General features: G+C 64.1%; 11 protein-coding genes. 5 read left to right on the top strand and 6 right to left on the bottom strand.

The annotated features are described in order from the left end of the window. Positions 1 to 299: 299 nt before the first annotated feature. The gene (locus tag ACWPQI_RS00495) at positions 300 to 3,803 is read right to left on the bottom strand and encodes an indolepyruvate ferredoxin oxidoreductase family protein (RefSeq protein WP_474738568.1); all 3,504 of its coding nucleotides are present in this window, start codon (positions 3,801 to 3,803) and stop codon (positions 300 to 302) included. 152 nt (positions 3,804 to 3,955) lie between these two features. Between ACWPQI_RS00495 and ACWPQI_RS00490 the strand changes: the two genes are divergently transcribed. Continuing rightward, entirely contained in the window at positions 3,956 to 5,140 is a 1,185-nt protein-coding gene (locus ACWPQI_RS00490; protein WP_155621906.1) for a helix-turn-helix domain-containing protein, read from the top strand. 383 nt (positions 5,141 to 5,523) lie between these two features. Here the strand turns inward: ACWPQI_RS00490 and ACWPQI_RS00485 are convergent, their stop codons facing one another. Beyond that, positions 5,524 to 5,658 carry a hypothetical protein gene (locus ACWPQI_RS00485; protein ID WP_304563554.1) on the bottom strand — a complete coding sequence of 45 codons (135 nt, stop codon included), beginning with the start codon at positions 5,656 to 5,658 and terminating at the stop codon, positions 5,524 to 5,526. A 464-nt stretch (positions 5,659 to 6,122) separates the two neighbouring features. Between ACWPQI_RS00485 and ACWPQI_RS00480 the strand changes: the two genes are divergently transcribed. Further along, entirely contained in the window at positions 6,123 to 6,596 is a 474-nt protein-coding gene (locus tag ACWPQI_RS00480; RefSeq protein ID WP_059175089.1) for a hypothetical protein, read from the top strand. A 384-nt stretch (positions 6,597 to 6,980) separates the two neighbouring features. Here ACWPQI_RS00480 and ACWPQI_RS00475 read toward each other — a convergent pair whose 3' ends face one another. Then, on the bottom strand, positions 6,981 to 7,184 hold the full coding sequence (locus ACWPQI_RS00475) for a hypothetical protein (RefSeq protein WP_474738567.1): 204 nt from the start codon (positions 7,182 to 7,184) through the stop codon (positions 6,981 to 6,983). A 708-nt stretch (positions 7,185 to 7,892) separates the two neighbouring features. On the opposite strand from ACWPQI_RS00475, the gene ACWPQI_RS00470 reads away from it, so the two are divergent. Then, positions 7,893 to 8,864 carry a toll/interleukin-1 receptor domain-containing protein gene (locus ACWPQI_RS00470; protein WP_474738566.1) on the top strand — a complete coding sequence of 324 codons (972 nt, stop codon included), beginning with the start codon at positions 7,893 to 7,895 and terminating at the stop codon, positions 8,862 to 8,864. Between the two features lie 13 nt (positions 8,865 to 8,877). Further along, a complete protein-coding gene (locus ACWPQI_RS00465; protein ID WP_474738565.1) occupies positions 8,878 to 9,801 on the top strand; it encodes a hypothetical protein in 924 nt (307 codons plus the stop codon). A 48-nt stretch (positions 9,802 to 9,849) separates the two neighbouring features. Here ACWPQI_RS00465 and ACWPQI_RS00460 read toward each other — a convergent pair whose 3' ends face one another. The 3 genes from ACWPQI_RS00460 to ACWPQI_RS00450 all read right to left on the bottom strand — a co-directional run bounded on the left by ACWPQI_RS00460 (position 9,850) and on the right by ACWPQI_RS00450 (position 16,004). Next, the gene (locus ACWPQI_RS00460; protein ID WP_474738564.1) at positions 9,850 to 13,557 is read right to left on the bottom strand and encodes a hypothetical protein; all 3,708 of its coding nucleotides are present in this window, start codon (positions 13,555 to 13,557) and stop codon (positions 9,850 to 9,852) included. A gap of 219 nt (positions 13,558 to 13,776) precedes the next feature. Further along, positions 13,777 to 14,799 carry a hypothetical protein gene (locus tag ACWPQI_RS00455; RefSeq protein WP_059175149.1) on the bottom strand — a complete coding sequence of 341 codons (1,023 nt, stop codon included), beginning with the start codon at positions 14,797 to 14,799 and terminating at the stop codon, positions 13,777 to 13,779. Between the two features lie 2 nt (positions 14,800 to 14,801). Next, a complete protein-coding gene (locus ACWPQI_RS00450; protein ID WP_474738563.1) occupies positions 14,802 to 16,004 on the bottom strand; it encodes an integrase in 1,203 nt (400 codons plus the stop codon). A gap of 760 nt (positions 16,005 to 16,764) precedes the next feature. Here ACWPQI_RS00450 and ACWPQI_RS00445 point away from each other — a divergent pair. Beyond that, positions 16,765 to 18,603, top strand: coding sequence for an AMP-dependent synthetase/ligase (locus ACWPQI_RS00445; RefSeq protein ID WP_474738562.1), 1,839 nt, complete (start codon positions 16,765 to 16,767; stop codon positions 18,601 to 18,603). Positions 18,604 to 18,608 lie beyond the last annotated feature (5 nt).

Raw genomic sequence — 18,608 nt, 5'->3', positions numbered from 1 at the left:
GCGCCTGCTGGAATTCAATCATTAGACTGCTCTTGAACAAGAGATTATGTCTGCATGACAATACTATACAAAACTTTTGAAGGGTTCTAGCGTGGGTGTGGAACCAGGCGAACGCAAACAATGCGAATGTCATTCTTTGAGGCGAAAGACGTCATGGCGACGCACCCGTAAGATGCGCATGTCAGGTGGCTTATTCGGGATGGCGCCATCCCGAATAAGCCACCTAGAGCGGTCATAGCCAGGGCTGATGTCGTGCAACGACATTCGCGCCATCGTTGCTGAGCGTTGCTCCGCGCAGGTCACCCAACCTCGGTCCCGAGCGGGGCCAGCAAGAGGTCCTTCGCGAGGTTAACCTTCCGGTGGTACTCGGCGATACTGTCCAACTTGATGTGTTCATAGCCCCGGATTTCCTGAGGCATCACCAGAATCGCCGCGACTTGGTCGGCAGATTCCGGTGAGACAAGAGACAGCAGTTCATCAGTCAGCTCAGCGAACTCATCGATCAGTGCGCGTTCGATCTTGCGTACGAGGGCGTAGCCGAACGGATCAAGCCGCGTCCCACGCAGCCTGCGGCTACGACGCAGAACGTGGAGCATGGGCTTGAACCACGACCCCAGTGAGAGCTTCTTCTTCAGCCCCATCGCTCGGAGCACGGGGGGGTGAAGCTTGTACCTGTATGTTGCATCGTCACCGAACTGCTCGCGCACCGCTCGATCGAACTCAGGATCCAGGTAGTGCCGCGCCGTTTCATATTCGTCCTTGTAGGCCATGAGTTTGAACATCGACTCCGCTGCGGCCGCCGTCAGCGTGCCCGCGAATCCGAGTGCTCTCGCCTCCCGGTCAGCCGTGTCCCTGACGAAGCTGATGAAAGAGAGCGCGTATTTCACGTCCTGGTAGTCCGCGAGGTCTCTTGCGAGAAACCCGACACGGTCCTTGAGCGCTTCGTCGATACCGACGAGACTGGTCACCGCGTTACGCAACTCGGCGGACTCACCGCCCGCGCCAGGCATGCTTGCCCGCAGAGGCGCAGCCGTGTCGGCGCTCGGCTCGATCACGTGCATGCGTCCGACTCTGACGGCTCGCAGGTTGGCGGATACCGCGACTCCGTTGAGGGCGATTGCCTTCTCGATCGAATCCAGAGGTATCGGGAGTGCACCGGCCTGAACCGCCATCCCCACCAGGACCATGTTGGCCAGCTGATCGGACCCAAACTCGCGGTGTGCGATCTCTCGGGCGTCTGCGTACACCGACTCACTCCCGCGGCTGGTGGCGTCGAGCAATTCGCGGATCGACGCGACCGAGGGGAAGGCCGTGCCCGGATGGAGGATCATCGAACCTGTAGGCACCAGGGCCGTCGAGATCACGGAGACTGTCCGTTGGGTGGAGGCGACTTTCAGATTCGACTTGTCTGCAGCGACCAGCAGGTCGCAGCCGAGGTAGAGATCGCAGTCGCCTTCGGCGAGTTTGTTCGTTCCGGAGATCGGGCTGGTCGAGAACTTCAGGTCGGAGACGACTGCACCGCCCTTCTGCGCCATTCCCAGCTGATCGAGACTACGAACATGCAGTCCAGCGAGCGCGCCGGCCGTGGAGAGGATCTGCGCCACCGTGACTACCCCGGTGCCGCCGACCCCAGTGATCCGTACGTTGAATGCGTCGGGGCTGACCTTCAGGACAGGATCCGGCAGCGTGAGCAGGCTCTGATCGCCGCTCGCCTTTCGAGATGGTGCACCCGGCTCGACAGCGACGAACGAGGGGCAATCGCCATCGAGGCAGGAGTAGTCCTTGTTGCATGATGCCTGATCGATTCTGGTTTTCCGCCCGAACGCGGTCTCCACGGGTTGCACCGACATGCAGTTCGACTTCTGCCCGCAATCCCCACAGCCTTCACACAGACGTTCGTTGATGAACGCCCGAGTCGACGGATCTGCGACGAGTCCTCGCTTTCGCTTGCGGCGCAACTCGGTTGCGCACTCCTGATCGTGGATGAGCACGGTAACTCCGGGTGTTGCAGACAGCTCTTCCTGGATCGGGATCAGCTCCGCTCTGTCGAGCACTTTCACTGATCGAGGCAGTTTGACCTTGCGGTACTTCTTCACATCATCGGTGGTGATCACGACGCGAGTGACGCCCTCGGCCAACAGCTCTTGGACGATCTGAGGTACGGACATCTTTCCGATGGCACTCTGGCCACCGGTCATTGCCACGGCGTCGTTGTAGAGCAGCTTGTATGTGATGTTCACTCCCGCGGCAACCGCGGCCCGGATAGCGAGGCTGCCGGAATGGTGGAAGGTGCCGTCGCCGAGGTTCTGGAACATGTGGTTGTTGCTGACGAATGGCGCCATACCAACCCAACTTGCACCTTCGCCTCCCATCTGGCTGAGAGCAGCAATCTCGCCCACGCGGTCCCCAGGCATCATCTTGGCGAGCGCGTGGCATCCGATCCCGGCACCGACCAGCGAGCCTTCGGGCACGACAGTGGATCGGTTGTGGGGGCAGCCCGAGCAGAAGTAGGGCGTGCGGGTGAGGAGGGGCAGCGTCAGTCGCGTCGGACGTCGGGCACCGTCCTTCAATCCGAGTTCGGTCACCTTCTCCGGGAGCACGGCGCGGATGCGTTGATCAAGCTTTTCTGCCAGGAGTTCGGGCGGCAAATCCGAGTCGGCACGGAGCAGAGGGCGAGCCTTTTCGTCTCGTTTCCCGACCACACGAGGTGCTCCGGGAACGCCGTAGAGCGCGTCCTTGACGGCCAGTTCGACGAATGCCCGCTTCTCCTCGATCACCACGACCTCGTCGAGACCGTCGCAGAATTCGCGCACCGTGTCCTGATCGAGCGGGTTGATCGCGCCGAGCTTGAGGATGCGAACACCGGACCGTCCAAGGTCGGACTCGGAGATTCCGATGCGCTCGAGTGCTTGAAGGGTGTCGCGGAAGGGCGCACCGGCCGTGATCACGCCGAGCTTGGCCTGGTCGTCGCCGATGCTCCGGTTGATCTCGTTCGTCTGAACGTACCGGGTGGCAAGTTCGATCCGCTCGTACATCAAGCTCTTCTCCAGTCTTGCCAGATTCGGCTGGAGAAAGTCCGATGAGACCTGGTGCGTGTACTCGGTGCCGTCGACTACCCGGCTGGGCAAAGTCACCGAGACTCGGGTCTCGTCGACACGCACCGTCGCCGCACCGTCGACGACATTGGTTGCGAGCTTCAGTCCGACCCATAAGCCGCTGAATCGCGACATGGCGATCGCGTGCAGTCCGAAGTCGAGGACCTCCTGGGGATCCGAAGGCACGAGAATCGGGAGGCCGAGTTCTGCCATCGCTGTCTCGGAGCTACTCGGCACGGTCGAGGACTTCGCAATCGAATCGTCTCCGACGAGAACCAGTGCACCTCCGTTCGGTGCAGCCCCTCCGAGATTGGCGTGACGCAGAGCGTCGCTTGCACGGTCCAGTCCCGGTGCCTTGCCGTACCAAACACCGACGACGCCGTCGTACTCGCAATTCGGCGAAACGGAAGCCAGTTGAGAACCCTGGACGGCATTGACGGCCAACTCTTCGTTGACACCCGGCCGGAATACGATGGTCTGCTCGTCCAGGAGTTCACGCTGCCGGTTGAGCTCGAGATCGTATCCGGCAAGCGGTGAGCCTTCGTAGCCACTGATCAGGATCGCCGACCGCATCCCCGTCCTGGCATCTCTGCGGCTCTGCTCCAGCGGAACACGCACAAGAGCCTGAAGGCCCGTCAGGAACAACTCTCCATCCGTCATGTTGTATCGGTCGCTCAAGGTGAAATCTCGCGTGTGCAACTCAGTCACAACCGCCTCCTGCTTTACCTGACCCAACGGCTGGGTGTCTGAATACCTTGTGACATTCTCCCGTGTCTCAGGGTTGCGAACCACCGAGTACTCAGCTAAAAAAGCCGAAGCGGAGCAGCTACGCTTGTGACATTCTCACAAAGGGGACCTTCTTGAGCCAAGATTCCTGGGGGCCGGTCGTCGACGCCGTCAACTCGGCACTCGAACGACTCGACGCGATCACCGATGACGCTGTCGCGCGGATTCGCACCGAACTCGCCGACTTCGCCCTGGTCCCTTACGCCGAGCATCGTGCAGCTGTCCACGAACAACTCAGGCGCAGACTTGTTGCGTTCCGCGAAAGACGAGCCTGGGACCACGACGATCTCGACGAGGCTCGAGCTTTGGCTCGACGCCGTGCTCGTCAAGGCATCGCGCTCGATGTCGTCATCAGGGCGTATCACGTCGGAGACCGCGAGCTGTGGAGAAGCTTGAGTGGAGCGCCGGGGGAGGCGCAGGCCCTGCTGCCGGAGCTGGCCTCACTCATGCTGGAGTCGCTGCAAGCTGTGACATCCACCCTTGCGTTGGCACATGGCTCCGAGACCCTGGCCCGTGACCGCGTGCAGATGGCAGTGTCTCAGCGATTGATCGATCTGCTCAATGCGCGCGCACTCGACGCCGAGGCGTATCGATTGGCGGAGTATCTCGGATTCGATGTAGATCAATCGTTCGTGGGGTTGGCCTACACCACGGCCCGGCGCGAGTCGCAGAACACCGCCGAACCCGATCCCCACTTCCTGAACGGCACGATCATCGCTCGCGGTGGAATTGGTTCTGTACGCGTCCTTTTGGCGCAGACCGACGATCAGAATGTCGGCCGGATCGTGGACGCGCTCACGACGGCAGCATTCAGGGTCGGCGTCGGATCCAATCACAATGGGGTTCTCGGGGCGTCACGGTCATTGCGGCAAGCGCAGCTTGCCTTGTCTGCGACATCTCATCACAGTCCAGTCAGCAGATTCAGCGAAGATTGGGTTACCAACTGTGTAATGAGTCGAGCCGACCTCCTTGACAAGGATGTCCTTCACATCGCCGAAATTGCCAGCGCACATCCATCTCTACGTGACACGGTCCTTGCATTCTCTGAGTCGGACATGTCGGTTACGGGATGTGCGCGTACCCATCATCTGCACGCCAACACAGTGGTCTATCGACTCAACCGCTGGCGCGAACTTACCGATTGGGACCCGAGAACATTCTCGGGCCTCATGCAATCGGTCGTCGCGTGCGCGCTCGCAGACGCATTGGCGAATTCCACTGGTGTCGAGGGAATTACAATCGATTCCAGGCGGCCTTAGCGCGACTGATACCTCGCCATCACGTGTGAGGCGGGCAAGCTAACGTCCATCGACGGGAGGGCCGTGGCATCCACCCGAGGTGGAGCAGACATCAGCGATATCTGTGGCCGCTCGTGATCGCAGCCGCCTTATTCAAGAACCAGATCAACCGTTATCCCGACAGTCCCGCAGGCCAACGTGCTCTGCGCAGACCCGAAGCTGCGGTGTCGAGCGAAGGTCCGGTCCGCTGCGGTACGAAATGCGCATGCATGGCGTGCATGCAATGCACGCATGTTCCCGCCGGTGCGTGTCGATCGATCGGAGTGCGGGGTGCGCCACGGCGGCGTCGGTGCGATGCCGGTCTGCTCGGAGCAGGGTGCGGTACTCGGAACGGCCGGGGGTGTTCAGCAGCGGGCGGGATGGCCGGCGTCGTCCCAGTCGGGCAGCGGCGGCACCCGGGTGGCCAGAACGGTATCGGCAACGATCAGCGCGACGGCAAGGGTGCGGGCCACCGGGCGGAGGACCAGGGTGGAGATCATCGAAACGTGCCTTCTTCCTTCTGCGAGTGGCCGCCTGGCGACGCGGAGGGGACCCGGACACCCCGCCCCAGGGGAAGGCGGGGCGTCCGGGAGGGGCGACTCGTCGGCCCGAGGTGCGCGCGCACCGCCGGCAGGGGGTGGCGGGTCGCGGCAGCGGGCCTGGCCGAGTCGACGGCGACAGTCGTGCAACCTTCAACCACATTTACGGCACTCGGTGCCGAAAATCAATCCGGGGCGTCCCGGGATGCCGGCGCGAAGGCCCGAGCAGCGCGCTCGGCCGCTGCACCCCGGACCGGTGACAGTCGGCAGGCCCGAGGACGGTCGACCTCCTGCGCCGTGTCGGCAGTGGACTAATCGAAAGTACGCAGGTGGACAGATGTGGGCCCTCGAGGTGCGCACCTTCCTCCGGTGCGCATCGAAGGGGATCCGGAAGAGGAGGTGGCGTCGCTCTAGGCTGACCTCTCGTGCAGGCTTTCGTCGATGAGAACACCGTCCGCGGCAGCCTGGTGGTGGCCGCAGTGGCGGATCCGTCGGCGCTCGATCAGGCGCGCAGAACGTTGACCGCGCTGAGAATGAAGGGTCAGGAACGGATCCACTTCAAGTCCGAGCGCGATGCCCGCCGACGCACGATCTGCTCGGCCCTGGTGACATTGGACGTGCAGGTGCACGTCTACGACGCGACCGGGCTGACACCCAAGGCCGGGCGCCCCCGATGCCTCGAGGCGCTGGCCGGCGACCTTGCCGAGCTGTCGGTCTCGCGTCTGGTGCTCGAACAAGACGACTCCACCGCCAAGTCCGACCGCCGCACGTTGTTCGACGCCACCGGCAAACACGGGATCCGCGATCAGCTGACGTATCACCATCTGCGCGCCAAGCAGGAACCGATGCTGTGGATTCCCGGCGCGGTCGCCTGGTGCCCGGCCAAGGGCGACGAATAGCCCGCCCGGGTCCGGCCGTTGAGCACCAAGACCGTGGCGGTGCGGTAGAAACGCGAAACCCGGCTCACCAACCGTCCGGAAGGCTGCCGGGTCCACTTCACCGGAGCTAGTGCCCCGTGCACTCATCACAGTGCCAGACAGACAGGCGTCGTGCAAACACCAGGTCAGGAGGGTACAGACGAGGGCCGCTGGGCAGCGAGTACGCCCCCTCGAGGATGCGGCAACAGACCAGTGCGGATTCGGGGCGCACCAGCCGGGCACCGAAGCCGCAGTTCGGCATGCTTGTGAGCGATCGACATGGACGGGTCCTCGCGTCCACAGATGGTGGGCGTCACGGGTTCGCATGTTCTGCAACTCGTGACTGTCCTTGATGGATAAGCACGATTATCCATCAATTAGGTTGCGGTACAGGAAGGTTGAATGCAACAGCAGGTCGAGCGAGATGCCGTGGCGGCGATACCGACCGTCGCGCTGGAACACGAATTCAGGCTCGTTCTGGGCCGGACCGTCCCAGTCGATCAATCCGGCGGCGTCGGCGGCAGCAAACAGCGCCTGGGCTGCGCCGGCACTGCCGACCGGACCGTGCATGCGCGCTCGCCCCGCACCTCGATCCCACGAGAGACCGCGCCGATTTCACATGAAAACCACTGTGGCGCAATCGGTCACGGAACGCCGATAACCGAGATTATGTCAAGTAGCGTGCCGGAAGCCTCCCCGCGGGCCGGTGGGCCTCGGGTGCCGAACCGGTCGATGCGCCGTGCCGGGCAAGCAGTATCGGCACCGGCCGACGCGGCCGGCGGCTCCACGCGCGCCTCCCGCCGACGGCGGTGGCGTCCGGCCGGGTCGCCGACGTCGCCGTGTCCATCGATCGGATCTTCGCACCGCACGGGCGGTCTTCGCGGCGCGGACCCGGGCGTGACCGTCGGTGCCGCACGAGCCGTCGACGCTCGTGCGGCATGCGCCGCAGCGCCGGACGACGCCCTCTCCCCACCGAACGCCCCCGCGGACCACGCACCTATTGCCGATAACAATAGTGATGGATAATCAGGGGGCCCTTGAGAATCCGGCGCCATCCCGGTCGACTCGGGGCTGCGCTCGTCCTGATACGGCTGCATTTCGGTGCGCACCGCACGCGTCAACGCCCAGATGGCATGGTCGATCTCCCACGCGGTGCCCTGTCGGTCGAGCACGCTGCTGACCTCGGTGGCGAGCTCGCTAATCAGGATGCGGGCGGTGGCGGCGTCGCGCCGCACACCCGTTCTCCTCCCCCTGCCGCTGCCCCGGCACACTAAGCACGTGACCTCCGAACCACCCCAAGTCTTCATGTCTTACTCACACGACGACGACGAGCACCGAGATTGGGTTCTGCGACTGTCTCGCCGACTGCGCAGCAACGGTGTCGACGTCTGCTTGGACCGCTGGGACGTCAGCCTCGGCGGTAACCTGGCCCACTACATGGAGCGCGCCGCGGACCATAAGTACCGCGTGATCGCGGTCGCCTCCGAGAACTACAGCCGCAAGTGCAACGATCGCGAAGGTGGTGCTGGCGTAGAGAGCCAGATGCTGTCGGCGCGGCTATATGCAGACTTGGATTCGAACGCCGTGATCCCACTCATCCGGAACAACCCGAACAACCCGCCCGTGTTGCCGGCGTTCCTCGCCGGGCGGATGTACGAGGACTTTCGCGACGACGCGTCGCAGGAGAACTCCTACGAACGTCTTCTGCGCGAGATCCATGGAGTCCCGGTTGACGCCGCGCCACCATTGGGACCGAACCCCTTGGAAGGCCGCACAGCCGTCGAAGCCAGTCTGGCGATCAGGAACTCGCCGGAGCGGTGGCGCAATCCGGCGAACCGCGGGGACGTGGAGTTCGTCTACTCCCAGAACAGTGGCCGCTTCCGCCTTGGAAGCGGCGCCTCGCAGTTCACGCTGGATGTGGGAAAGCGGGGACTCGGCACGGTCTACGTGCTTAACGATCCGTCCGACATCGCCAACGTCGCAGTGATCAATCAGGCGCGGGAACGCGCGGAGCTCCTCGCCGACGTGTCACAGTTCGATACGAGCAGCCGGATAGTGGATGCCCGTGCCGGCGACGCCGTCGCACTGCACAACCGGAACGGCTTCTGGGCTCTGGCGTACATCACCAAAATCCACGCACGCGAGGCACTGAACCGTGAGCTCGTGATCAACTTCCGATTCGAGATACAGCTGGACCGGACGCCGAACTTCAGCGGTTTCGAGTTCCCCGGCGCGGACGCAGCGAGTTAGAGGAAACCCACAGATGGTCGCTCACCCCGAGCAGGACGAACAGGTTCAGCACCGCCTCAACGAACTCGCAGAGCTCGCTGAAGCGTGCCGCGACGCATTCCTCAGCACAGCTGAGACATCACATTGGCAACCCGCCAACCGCTCCGCCGCTGCGAAGCTCGCAGTGGACCTCGAGCAGCTCGACCCCGCCGGCTTCACCCTCGTCTCCGAGGTGGTGGTCGCCTATCTGGAGATCGCCGCTGGCCACCTCGGAGGAATCGCGGCGCTGTACCGCAGCGGTCAAGCGATGTTTCCGCCCCTGCCGCTCGCCCGGTCCGTCCTCGAGCTAACCGCACACGTGATGTGGATGCTCGGCAAGCCGCCTCTCACGGCCGGGGACATCCTCGCCAGGGCGTATTTGGAGGAGTTCACCAGCCGCGAGACGGCGAAGCAGGCGGCCGGCCGAATAGGCCCGAAGACATCCAAGTCCCACCAGAGGGCTAGGCGGGAGCGGGCCAAGTTTCGCGACCGGATCATCGCCGTGTTCCCACAGACCGACGCGAACGAACTCGGTGGGAGCCCGGCGGGTCGGACCATCGCCGGCCAGGTGTTCCCCCGTCCCGAAGACTGCGTCGAGGCGATGTTCGATCACCTGCACGCGACGGTCGGGGGCATCACCAAGCGTCAGGCTTCCGGGGTGTACAGCTTCCTATGTGCCGGCACCCACCCGTCGCTGTACCAGGCCAAGCAGTGGCGGCAGTACGTCGGTCACGGAGACCACGTCGGCACGGTCCTCAGCGTTGGCGTCCGGGACCTTGAACGACTCCTTTTCGTTCCGGTCGCCGCATACTACAACGCGCTCTCGTACACGATCAGCTTCTACGGGTTGGATCGCACCGCCCACGACAAACTCACGCGCATGATCGACGAGATCATGCCGGGAACACTGAGCAACTGACCCGGATTCATCTCCACGCCATCAGGCTGCCCATGAGCCTGTTTTGCTTCACTTTCGTCCGACATTTGCAGACTGGACGTTTGCGGATTCAGCGCCGACTAAAGCCAAGAAATCCGAAGCCGCCCTGACCTCGTACCGTTCTGCGACGAAGCCGGCTGGTGTGAGATTCCGTGTGACGAAGAGGGTGCGCAAAATGTGCGGTCTGGAATCGGAAGCCTGTCCGATTCCGAGCGCATCCGCTACGGCTTCGACATACGGCTTTAATTCCGCCTCCTTGCGTGCGAGTTGCGTTGCATAACACGGTTTCAGTCGTCCTTTACTCTCTGAGTCCCGGAAGAAGGCTCGCATCTGACGTGCCGTTTCCGCGAAGCCATGAACCGCGGCAGGATCTTTCGCTTCGATCAGCCAAATGTCAGGTTCTCCCGGGCGGCCGCATACGAGATCGATTTCAGTCGTCACGGCTGGCACCCCTAGTCGGGAATGATCTCCCGGCTTGATGCGCGCAATGGTGTGGAAGCCACGCTGTTCGAGCTCGTGCTGAAGAGTCCGCTCGAAGTCCAGGTTTCTTCCTTTCCTGCGGTCAGCAAGCGCTTTTTCCAACCGATTAGGCACGTCGCCGGTCCAGGGAAGAATACCTTGCGCCAAATAAGTAGCGTAGACGCTCAAGGTGGTTAGCAAGTATTGCGGCGAAATCAGTAGTCCGGCGTCTCGATACCGTACCAATGGTTGCACGAGCAAACGATGCCGACGCGTCCGGGTCTGCCAGGGCGCCCAGTCGCCGGAGCTCAGCTGCTCAGGAGTGCTTGTGAGCATCTGGATCGCCTGGTAGAGACGTTCTCGTCGTTTCGTGTATGTGTCTCCGGCCGCTTGGCCTACCCACTTGCGTACTTCCTCATCAGGAACGAACGCAACACTCCGCTCTTCTTCGAAGGAGTCCCACTGAATGAGTGCCGTGAGGACCAGGAACAGATCTAACGATGTGGCGCCGTAGGCTTCGAGAAGTGCGTCGTCGACATCGTCAGGTGGACTTGCGAGTCCGGGTGAAGTGCTGTCGTTGCTGCGTCCGAGGCGAATATCAGCCGCGGCGAGGTTGAGGGCGTCACCGTTGAGAACCCAAGCGTCGGTGTCCGGCGCCTCGTCGTTGACGAAGGTCAGCTCATATGCCGTGCTGATGTCGATAACGGCGGGTGCGACCCGATGGTGCAGGCGCTCGCTCAGAGTTGTCACGGTGCGGTACGCGTCGGCGGCTGCTAAGAGGGCGCTCCAGTGCTGGATGGTGATGGGCTGCCTCGAACCCGAGCCCTGCGCACCGCGCAAGGCTGCCTCGACGATGATCTCGTTGCATTGACGGAGCCGCAATGTCTCAGCGGCAAGTTCGGCCATGCGTTCTACGGGATCCCATTCGGTGAGGAGGTGGGTTGCGACGCGAGACAAGTCCTCCTGTTGACGCATTATGTCGTCGGAGACACGGTTGAGTTGTTCCATCCCGGTGAAGATCACCGCTTGTGGATCATGGGCACTTATCCGTTCAACTAGTTCTTTTAGAGCCGCGGGGGCCAGATGTTCCTTGACCAGATCATTTGCATGACGTCCGCGGTACTCTCCCGGTTGGACGTTTGCTGCATGTAACCGACGAGCAAATGATGCAGTTGCTGCCGATTCGTCTGATGGGTCGAGACGCCAGGGTGACGGTAGGTGATGCAGGCTGGTAAGAGATCGCTTTGTTTCGAAAATGAGAAAGGGTCGATCTGTCGACCATTCCTCGGCGATTTCCTCGGCCATACTGCCCTCTACCCCACCGGCTTCCAAGAGTTTTCTCAACGGTATTGCCGTGAGCTCGTTAGGCGCGAGCGCGTTCCGATCTGCAATTTGGACGAATCGTTCGATACGAAAGTTCCAGCTGATCACGCACGGAGCGCTCGCGACCGGCGTACTGGAAGGTGGGACGGACACAACGGGACTTGTTTGCTCGTCATCGACGTCCTCAACGATGGCGAGGTTCAGTCTGTACCCGGGCACATCGAGGCACTGGTGAGCGCGTTCCCACGATTCCTTGATGGAGCCGAATCCGAAGACGAGTCCACCAGCTACGTCGAACAGGAATCGATGTTCCTCTTCGGTTTCCCAGTCCGGGTCCGAACGAACAATTGCTATAGGTGGGGTGGTGAGTGCGAGTGACCAACCGACACAGGCTGGCGCATGGTGCACACCCGTCCGCGGGTTGTATTCACCCTGCTCTCTGAGTACGGCGACTGATGCGCTATAATCTTCGGTCATCTCGGCACGTTGCGTATGGCGCAGGGCAGGGAGCCCAACGCCGTGTAGTGCGACTTCGAGGTCGGAAAGATTGACTGCTCGATCCCACTCCGCTTGGCCGGCGTGGGGTTCGAAGAAGATGGAAGCAGGCACGATGCCTCCCTTGAAAAAGGACTTACCGTTGGTGCGCCACGGTTCCCAATAGTTGATCGCTTCCCAGCCGAAGGTGTGTGGAAAATCGGGTGCACTCAGATCACGTGCGAACCGGAAGAGATCGTCGTCTTCGGTGGCGGTCTCTGCAATCCACGTGAGATCTTCGAGCGCAAGGGTCGCCTGACCTGACGTTTGTAGCACCGAGCAGTGACCCGTGCCGGCGATCACGACCAGCGGGACTATTTCAGCATCGGGTCGCAACCTTACCTGTCCGCCCCCGGCCATCCTCGCGACCACAGGCGCATTCTGGTTTCGGATCTGTTCTGCTAGCTGGACGCACGCGATCGAACTCGGACCGCTGCGCGGCATGTCCGTTGTAAGGATCATCGACACTGCGAGGAACGTCGATTGGTTCACCGGTACAAGCCATTGGATCCGGTTGCCTGTCAAGGGCTCGACGTCGGGCGATGCGGGTGGTGATTCTATGAGTGCATCGGAGAACCGCCAGAGTGCACGCCGAGCTTCCTCGAGGCAGGAGTCCCGAAGTGCTTTGCGTGCGTGCTTGTCGCGTTCAAGGCTTTCGACCAGCTCGGTGATGGCGTGGGCGAGAATTTCCGGAACGAACGTCGGTGGCAGCCACCGATCGGGCTGTTCCGAGGATGATCCTCTGTACCGGAGGGCGCGCCCAAAGGGACTGGTCGGACTATCCCGGTCGAACTTTGCCGAGCTAGCCGGCGACGTCATCCACTCCAGTGCACGTAGATCGGCGTCGTCGAGTTCGAGAGCTTCGACTGGGTCAATGGCAATAAATGCCCGAGCCGCAGCCAATTCGGCCTTGGGCAGTTCGATAGCATCGCCCAGCTGAACATCTGGGGCCGGTTGCCAGGAGGACGACAAGGCCTGTACGCAGAAGTCCACATATCGCAGCGTGACTCGGACCAGATTGAAGATGCCGAACTGACGCCGACGGACAAGTCGATCGTCGAGTGCCTCGGCGAGACGTAGCGCACGAGAGAGGTCCGCAATGGGTCTCTCCGTAAGCCCAGGGAGGAATCGCAGCAGTTCGTCCCCGACACGGACGACCGCGATTTGCGTGGGATCTGCCGCGACGTAATCTTCCTGTAGAATACCGACGCCCACAGCTTTGGCGGCGTGATCGACAAGGTCCTGGACCGGTGGGAGCAGCTCGGGAACTTTCGGTTCCGGGCCCGGCGCCGCACGGAGCGCCGCTGCAAGCGCGAGCCCTACGGATGTCGCGCGATGACGCGCAGACGGTGATGCAGCAGCCGCGAACAGGGTGGCCCACAAGAGGTCTGGATCGAAAGAGTCGTACCAGTGCGCAAGCACACCCAGTTGGGAGACTCCTTTATCGTTCCGTCGCTCTTGTTTCGGTTTCCTCGCCTTGCATTGGCCCATAGCAGCATTCAACCGCACGACTACGACACCGTGACCTTCTTAGTGTCTATTGTGGACCGGTCTCCTTTGCGGAGTGGGGCACCGTCGTTTCTATGAGGCTCTCAAACACTCAGACCGTCCGAGTCCGAAACTTGGCAAACTCGGTGCTGGTCAGTGCGTTGGCATCCCCTCCATTACTTTCATCAGCTCTGTGAGGAGTATGTCGGTTCGTTGTTCGATCTCGTCGAAGACGTCGGTGAGGTCCTCGAGTGCCTTGTGATCACGGCGGCGGGCGTTGGCGCCGCGGTCGTAGTAGTCGGGGTCGAGGACGATGTCGGGCTCGACCCAGGCGTCGACATCATCCTGTGGGGGAACGGGCAGCGCCCGACGCACCGGGGCTTGGCCGGACAGGTGTGCCCGCACGAGCACCGACACCGACTGCGGGGTCATCGATTGGGCGTACGGGAGGTGTCCCCACCGGTCGATCGGACACAGCAACGGTTGCCGGCCCTGTTCCGCATCGAGCGGATCCGCGACGATCTCGACGGGATCGGTGAGGTGATGGCGCAACAGATGGGTGCCCGGGTGTTGATCGAGAAACGTCTGGATCTCCGCCCAGCGCTGGTAGATCGTGGCGGCCGGGTTGTCCCCGGTCTCGGGATGCGGTGGGAGACGGAAGCGTTCGCCAGCCCGGGTGGTGACCACGAGGATGTCTCCGTCGTGGCGGATGTCGCGGCGGCGCAGCCGGGTGATATCGGTGAAGCTCATGCCGGCGGCGGCCAGGACCAACAGGAGGGCGTCGCGGCGGCCGAACAGTCCGCTCGGCCACCCCAGGACGGGTAGCTCGACCGCCCGCTGCATCAGAAGGCGCCCGAGCCCATCGAGGCGCTGATCGCGGGCGGTGTCGAGGCGCCGGCGCACAATCTCGGTCCGCCCTGGGGCCGGGTAGCCGTGCCAGGTGTGGACGGCGTTGATCGCCGAGAGCCGGCGTCGCTGGGTCGCGACCGCGGCCGGGTGCTCGTGCAGGAACAGCGCCAGAGTCGCTGGGGCCGCCGGGATGGGGCGGTGTTCGGCGGCGGTACACCAGTCGACGAACAGCCTCCAGTCATGCCGGTAGCGGGCCGGGATCCGCAAGCCCAGGTCGGCATCGTGAATCTCGTGGCGGGAGAAAGATTCGCGACCGGTGTGGGTCATCCCTACAAACCCAGGTTGGTGACCGCGTTGCCGAGCAGCGGGGCGTGTTCGCGGGCGTAGACCTCGAGCATGGCCGGGGTGGTGTGCCCGGTCTGGCGCATGATCGCGTGCGCGGAGGCGCCGTTGCGGAAGGCCTGGGTGACGAACCCGGCCCGCAGCGAATGCCCACCGAGCTGCTGGACGATCTCGGGGTCGTAGCCGGCGTGTGCGGCGCGGCGGCGGATGGCCTGGTGCACCGCCGCTCCGGACAGCGCGGTGGTGGAGAGGTTGCCGTTGCGGCGGATCGCGCGCAGCAGCGGCGCCCCGCCCCCGGCGCGGGGGCGGGTGCCGCGGCACACGTGCGCCGCGAACGGCTCCGCACCCCGGAGCAGCCGGATCACCGCGGGCCGGCCGCCGGCGTCGTGGGCGGCGACGATCTGTGCCCACCGCATCCACGCGCACGGCGGGCAGCTGGTGTGGCTGTGGGTGAAGGGCAGGGCGCGGACGGTGCCGCAGCCCTCCTGATCCGTCTTCGAGCGACGGAGCTTGATGTGCAGGCCGTCGAGCCGGTGCAGCGCCACGTCCCCGCAGGTCAGGGCCACGAGTTCGCTGCGCCGGAACGCCCCCGCGAAGCCGAGCAGCAGGAGTGCGGTGTCGCGGCGTTCGGCGACTTCGTCCGCCCACCCCTGACAGTTGGCGCGGGCCTTGTCGACGATCGCCACGATGTCGGCGGTGAGCAGCGGCGCCCGCGGGCTGCGGGGCCGCTGGCCGGCGGTGGCGTAGTCCCGCCGGATCCCGGACATGGTGGCGCGGACCAGATCGTCGCCGGTCGGACTCGGGTGTCCGGTCCGGCGGTGGTGGTGGGCGATCGCGGCGAGGCGGTGCGCGAGGGTGGCCGGGGCGTAGGCCCGCTCCCCCGCCTCGGTGACGGTGTCGGCGCACGCCACGAGGTAGGCGGCGACGGTGACCGGGTGCGCCGGCACCGCCGTGTGGCCCTCGGCGGCGCACCAGGTGGTGAAGGCCCGCCACGCGGAGGCGTAGGTGCGGCGGGTGCCGGCGGCCCGCGCCGACGCCACCGACTCCGCGATCCGCGCCGCCGTACCGGGCGCCAAGTCCGGCAGCGCGGGCCCCGCCGGGGTCCCGGGTGTCAGGTCCCGTCTGGTGTGGCGAGGCTGGCCCTCGGTGAACTGCGGCTCGCCCTGCGGGGTCCGTGCTGCATGTGTCATTGGTTCCCATCTGAAGTGGCGGATTTCTGGTCGGGGCGGTCAGTTCGTGCGCCTGGCGGAATCTTTCAAGGCGGTTGAGTCCATCGGGTGTTAAACGGCGACTTCCTCGGTGTCCGGAATTACCCCCAAGCACTCGCATCGTCTCGGAGTTCAGAAGCAGTCAGCGCCGGAACATCTTCGCCACTTCAGGTGGGAACCCGCCACCGACCCGCCACTTCTCATGGGAATCCGCCACTTCGATCGGGAACCGACACCGGGTACCGGGAGCTGGGCGTCGTCGGCCGGTTCCGTCTCGTTGGTCACGGGCGGGAACGCTACCGGACGGCGCCGACACCGTTCCGGCGACCGAAAGTGTGCTCACCACGGGGTTCGCGGGGATTACTGCGTAAATGGGAATTTTCGTCACCATCTGTAAGCCGTAAACCTAGACCGAATGCAGAAGTGTCTTCATCGTCCCCCGCAGGCGGACGGTGCCCCCAGGCCACGACCCCGGCGAGACAGCCGCGAGGTTCGTCGCGCAGTGGGTGCGGCTCACCGACGCGATCACGGACCGACGCCGATCGCGCGCCGGTCCCTCGACCTGTCCGTGCTCGACCGGACCGGGCGCCGCACCGCCCGGCGCGCACCGCGGGTGCTGCGGGCGGCCGCGGCTCTCGCCCACGCCCGACAGCACCGGCAGGCGCGGTAAGCGTGGGCCGGAAGCCGGAGTGAACAGCCCAAACCCTCCCCGCGGTGCGTGCGGCCTTTCTAGACTCGGGGTATGACAGCGCTGCGAATCTCCGACGAGCCGGTCGACCACTCGAAGATCGAGAAGCGGGCCCCGTCGGTGGCTCAGCTCTTCCTCGACCGAATTGCGGCCAGCCCGGGCACGGAGGCGTTCCGGTTCCCGAAGGACGACGGGTGGGAGAGCGTGACCTGGCAGCAGGTCGGTGACCGCGTCCGTCTGCTGGCGGCCGGGTTGATCGCGCTCGGCATCGAGCCCGAGGACCGGATCGCGCTGGCGTCGTCGACCCGGTACGAGTGGGTGATCGTCGACCTCGCGGTGATGTGCGCGGGCGCTGCGACCACGACGGTCTACCCCACCACCAAGGCTCCCGACGTCGGGTTCATCGTCTCCAACTCGGGCAGCCGCGTGGTCGTCGCCGAGGACAGGACACAGGTCGACAAGCTCGTCGAGCAGCGCGCACAGCTACCGGACGTGCAGCAGGTGGTCGTGATCGACGGCCCCGGGGACGGGAACTGGGTGATCACCCTGGCCGACCTCGAGGAGCGCGGCCGGCAGCTGATCGCGGAGTCGCCGAACGCCGTCGAGGACCGGGTCCGGGAGATCCGGCCGGATCACCTCGCCACCCTCATCTACACGTCCGGCACCACCGGCAAGCCGAAGGGCGTGCGGCTGCCGCACTCGGCGTGGACGTACACCGCCGCCGCCGTCGATGCCCTCGGCATTCTCGGTCCGGACGACCTGCAGTACCTGTGGTTGCCCCTGTCGCACGTGTTCGGCAAGGTGCTGCTGAGCCTGCCGCTGCAGGTGGGCATGCCCACCGCCATCGACGGCCGGGTCGAGAAGATCGTGGAGAACCTCGCCGTGGTGCAGCCGACCTTCATGGGCGCGGCGCCGCGCGTGTTCGAGAAGGCCCACGCGCGCATCGAGGCGATGATGGCGGAGGAGGGCGGCGCCAAGAAGAAGATCTTCGACTGGGCCGTGGGGGTCGGAACACGGGTCTCGAAGGCCAAGCAGGAGGACCGCAACCCGTCGCCGCTGGACCGGCTGCAGTACAAGCTCGCCGACAAGCTCGTCTTCACCAAGATCCGGGAGCGGTTCGGCGGCCGGCTGCGGTTCTTCGTCTCCGGGTCCGCTCCGCTGGACCGCGACGTCGCACAGTGGTTCGATGCCGTCGGCATCATCGTCCTCGAAGGCTACGGACTGTCGGAGACCTCCGCCGCGTCGTTCCTCAACCGGCCGCTCGCGTACCGTTTCGGCACGGTCGGCTGGCCCTTCCCGGAGACCGAGGTCAAGATCGCGGAGGACGGGGAGATCCTCATCAAGGGTCCCGGTGTGATGAGCGGTTACCACGATCGTCCCGACGCGGACGCCGAGGCGTTCGAGGACGACGGCTGGTTCCACACCGGGGACATCGGCGAGGTCGACTCCGACGGGTTCCTGCGGATCACCGACCGCAAGAAGGACATGTTCAAGACGTCACAGGGCAAGTACGTCGCGCCGTCCGCCATCGCCGCGACCTTCAAGGGTCTGTGCCCCTATGCGAGCGAGATCATCGTCCACGGCGAGGGCCAGCCGTACTGCGTGGCCCTGGTGGGCCTCGAGCCCGAGGCGATCCACGAGTGGGCCGAGAAGAACGGCCTGGGCGGCAAGTCGTTCGAGGAGATCGCGCACGACGAGAAGACCCGCGACCTGATCGGCGGCTATATCGATCAGCTCAACGATCAGCTCAACCGGTGGGAGCAGGTCAAGAAGTTCACCATCATCGACCGCGAGCTGTCGGTGGAGGCCGGGGACCTCACGCCGAGCATGAAGCTGCGTCGCAAGATCGTCATCGACAACTTCTCCGACCGGCTCAGCGGGTTGTACGGATGAGCGGC

Source organism: Rhodococcus sp. LMD, assembly GCF_056108245.1.
Note: the sequence above shows the minus strand (reverse complement) of the source record. Positions and strands in the feature narration are given on the sequence as shown.

Coding starts and splice junctions, on each gene's coding strand:
- ACWPQI_RS00445 (WP_474738562.1), top strand. CDS start 16,765: ATGACAGCGCTGCGAATCTCCGACGAGCCGGTCGACCACTCGAAGATC.
- ACWPQI_RS00485 (WP_304563554.1), bottom strand. CDS start 5,658: ATGATCTCCACCCTGGTCCTCCGCCCGGTGGCCCGCACCCTTGCCGTC.
- ACWPQI_RS00475 (WP_474738567.1), bottom strand. CDS start 7,184: ATGCACGGTCCGGTCGGCAGTGCCGGCGCAGCCCAGGCGCTGTTTGCT.
- ACWPQI_RS00455 (WP_059175149.1), bottom strand. CDS start 14,799: ATGACCCACACCGGTCGCGAATCTTTCTCCCGCCACGAGATTCACGAT.
- ACWPQI_RS00465 (WP_474738565.1), top strand. CDS start 8,878: ATGGTCGCTCACCCCGAGCAGGACGAACAGGTTCAGCACCGCCTCAAC.
- ACWPQI_RS00450 (WP_474738563.1), bottom strand. CDS start 16,004: ATGACACATGCAGCACGGACCCCGCAGGGCGAGCCGCAGTTCACCGAG.